Consider the following 3,331-nt stretch of genomic DNA (forward strand, 5'->3'; position numbering starts at 1 on the left):
TGTCGACCCGCTGCGCATCGGCTACGCCTTGCGGCCTCGCCTTAGCTCCCGACTGACCCTGGGGGGATTAGCCTTCCCCAGGAACCCTTGGGCTCACGGCGGCAGGGTTTCTCGCCCTGCTCTCGCTACTCATGCCAGCATTCTCACCTCCGAGCGCTCCACGGCCGGTCGCCCGGCCGCTTCGCCGCCCTCGGAGAGCTCCCCTACCACTGTAATATACAGTCCGCCGCTTCGGCGCCGTGCTTAGCCCCGTGAATTGTCGGCGCATGTCCACTCGACCAGTGAGCTGTTACGCACTCTTTGAATGCATGGCTGCTTCTAAGCCAACATCCTGGTTGTCTGGGCAGACGCACATCCTTTGCCACTCAGCACGGACTTGGGGGCCTTGGCGGGCGGTCTGGGCTGTTTCCCTCTCGAGCACACAGCTTAGCCCACATGCTCTGACTCCCGGGCTCTTATCCGCCGGCATTCGGAGTTTGGCTCTCGTCGGTAGGCGGTGAGGCCCCCTCGGAGATCCAGTGCTCTACCGCCGACGGAGAACGCCCGAGGCTAGCCCTAAAGCTATTTCGGGGAGAACGAGATATCTCCGGGTTTGATTGGCCTTTCACCCCTACCCACGGGTCATCCCCTCCGTTTTCAACCGAAGTGGGTTCGGCCCTCCACGGGGTCTTACCCCCGCCTCAGCCTGCCCATGGGTAGCTCACCCGGCTTCGCGTCTGCGCCGCGCGACTCAATGGTCGCCCGTTTAAAGACTCGCCTTCGCTGCGGCTCGCTTCCAAGCTTAGCCTCGCCGCACGGCGCAACTCGCTGGCTCATTCTACAAAAGGCACGCCGTCACACCGCAATGGGTGCTCCGACTGCTCGTGGGCGCACGGTTTCAGGTGCTGTTTCACTCCCCTCCCGGGGTGCTTTTCACCTTTCCCTCACGGTACTGGTTCGCTATCGGTCACAGGAGAGTGTTTAGCCTTGGAGGGTGGTCCCCCCAGCTTCGGGCCGGGTTGCACTTGCCCGGGCCTACTCGGGACGTCCGCTCGGGGGCAGGAACGGTTCGCGTACGGGGCTCTCACCCGCTGCGGCCGGCCCTTCCATGCCGTTCCGCTCCGAACCTGCTTTGTGACCCCGCCGGGGTATGCGGCCCCCCGGGTGCGGCTCCCACGACCCCCATGCGGCAACGCCCGCACGCTTACACGCGCATGGGTTTGGGCTTGCGCGGTTTCGCTCGCCGCTACTCCCGCGATCTCGGTTGATTTCTCTTCCTCCGGGTACTTAGATGTTTCAGTTCCCCGGGTTGTCCCCCGCTCCCCTATCTTGTTCAGGGAGGGGTAGGCAGGCATGGCCCTGCCTGGGTTCCCCCATTCGGAGACCCGCGGATCAAAGGGTGTGTGCCCCTCCCCGCGGATTATCGCAGCTTGCCGCGTCCTTCGTCGACTTCCTGTGCCAAGGCATCCGCCGTGCGCCCTAGGTATCTTCATCGCTGAATCACCTTCGGGCGCGGGGCCCCTTCGGGCCCCGCGTCTGATGTTTTGGTATGTTCTCTCAAGCATACGCTTGCGATCTGGAAAATAGTGCTTATGTCCATGATGCGAACCACCCATCCGAACCCATGCGATCTGCATGAATGTCAGTTGATGTGGTTGCAAGTATCATGTCCGCGGCACGGTCCAGCTGTTGGTACAGCCGCCGCGCCGCGCGCTATGCAGGTGTCAAGGTGCCCGGGGCGCGGGGCCCTGGGGGCCGGATGCTGGGGTACATGGGGCGGGCGCTTCTTCCCTCCGTGAGATTTTTGTTTTCAGAATCTAGGGTCTCCCTAGAAAGGAGGTGATCCAGCCGCACCTTCCGGTACGGCTACCTTGTTACGACTTCACCCCCCTCACCCTCCACACCTTAGACGCCTCCGCCCCCAAGGGGGTTCGGCCGGCGGCTTCGGGTGCAGACGACTCGGGTGGTGTGACGGGCGGTGTGTACAAGGCCCGGGAACGTATTCACCGCGGCGTGCTGATCCGCGATTACTAGCAACTCCGACTTCACGCAGGCGGGTTGCAGCCTGCGATCCGAACTGGGGCCGGCTTTGCGGGATTCGCTCCCCCTCGCGGGGTGGCAGCCCTCTGTACCGGCCATTGTAGCACGTGTGCAGCCCAGGGCATGAGGGGCATGATGACTTGACGTCGTCCCCACCTTCCTCCGGCTTGACGCCGGCAGTCCCCCGCGAGTCCCCAACCGAATGCTGGCAACACGGGGCGGGGGTTGCGCTCGTTGCGGGACTTAACCCAACATCTCACGACACGAGCTGACGACAGCCATGCACCACCTGCGCGCCCTCCTCTCGGCCACCGGGTCTCCCCGGCTTCAGGCGCACTTCAAGCCCTGGTAAGGTTCTTCGCGTTGCTTCGAATTAAGCCACATGCTCCGCTGCTTGTGCGGGCCCCCGTCAATTCCTTTGAGTTTTAGCCTTGCGGCCGTACTCCCCAGGCGGGGCGCTTAATGCGTTGGCTGCGGCACGGGGGGACGATCCCCCCACACCTAGCGCCCATCGTTTACGGCCGGGACTACCAGGGTATCTAATCCTGTTCGCTCCCCCGGCTTTCGCGCCTCAGCGTCAGTCGCGGCCCAGCAGGCTGCCTTCGCCGTCGGTGTTCCTCCCGATATCTGCGCATTCCACCGCTACACCGGGAATTCCACCTGCCCCTACCGCACTCGAGCCGCCCAGTTCGAAGCCCGGCCCGGGGTTGAGCCCCGGGGTTAGAGGCTTCGCTTAGGCGGCCGCCTACGCGCGCTTTACGCCCAATGAATCCGGATAACGCTCGCTCCCTACGTATTACCGCGGCTGCTGGCACGTAGTTAGCCGGAGCTTCTTCTGCAGGTACCGTCTTAGGTCTTCCCTGCTGAAAGCGGTTTACAACCCGAGGGCCTTCTTCCCGCACGCGGCGTTGCTGCGTCAGGGTTTCCCCCATTGCGCAAAATTCCCCACTGCTGCCTCCCGTAGGAGTCTGGGCCGTATCTCAGTCCCAATGTGGCCGATCGCCCTCTCAGGCCGGCTACCCATCGCGGGCACGGTGGGCCGTCACCCCGCCGTCTACCTAATGGGCCGCGACCCCATCCCCCGCCGCTAAAGCTTTGGCGGAGGGCCCATGCGGGCTCTCCGCTTCATCCGGTATTAGCCGCCGTTTCCGGCGGTTGTCCCGGCGCGGGGGGCAGGTTGGTCACGTGTTACTCACCCGTTCGCCACTGTATGCCCAACCGAAGTTGGCTTAACCGTTCGACTTGCATGTGTTAGGCACGCCGCCAGCGTTCATCCTGAGCCAGGATCAAACTCTCCGTTCGGAGGCGGGGC

2 rRNA genes are annotated in these 3,331 nt (G+C 63.9%); both read right to left on the reverse strand.

The features are described from left to right. Positions 1 to 1,473 (reverse strand): 23S ribosomal RNA (locus G7Y49_RS11780); the annotation flags it as partial. A gap of 338 nt (positions 1,474 to 1,811) precedes the next feature. After that, a 16S ribosomal RNA gene (locus G7Y49_RS11785) occupies positions 1,812 to 3,321 on the reverse strand. Positions 3,322 to 3,331 lie beyond the last annotated feature (10 nt).

Origin of the sequence: Adlercreutzia sp. ZJ242 (assembly GCF_011038995.1) — a bacterium.
Lineage (GTDB): Bacteria > Actinomycetota > Coriobacteriia > Coriobacteriales > Eggerthellaceae > CAAEEV01.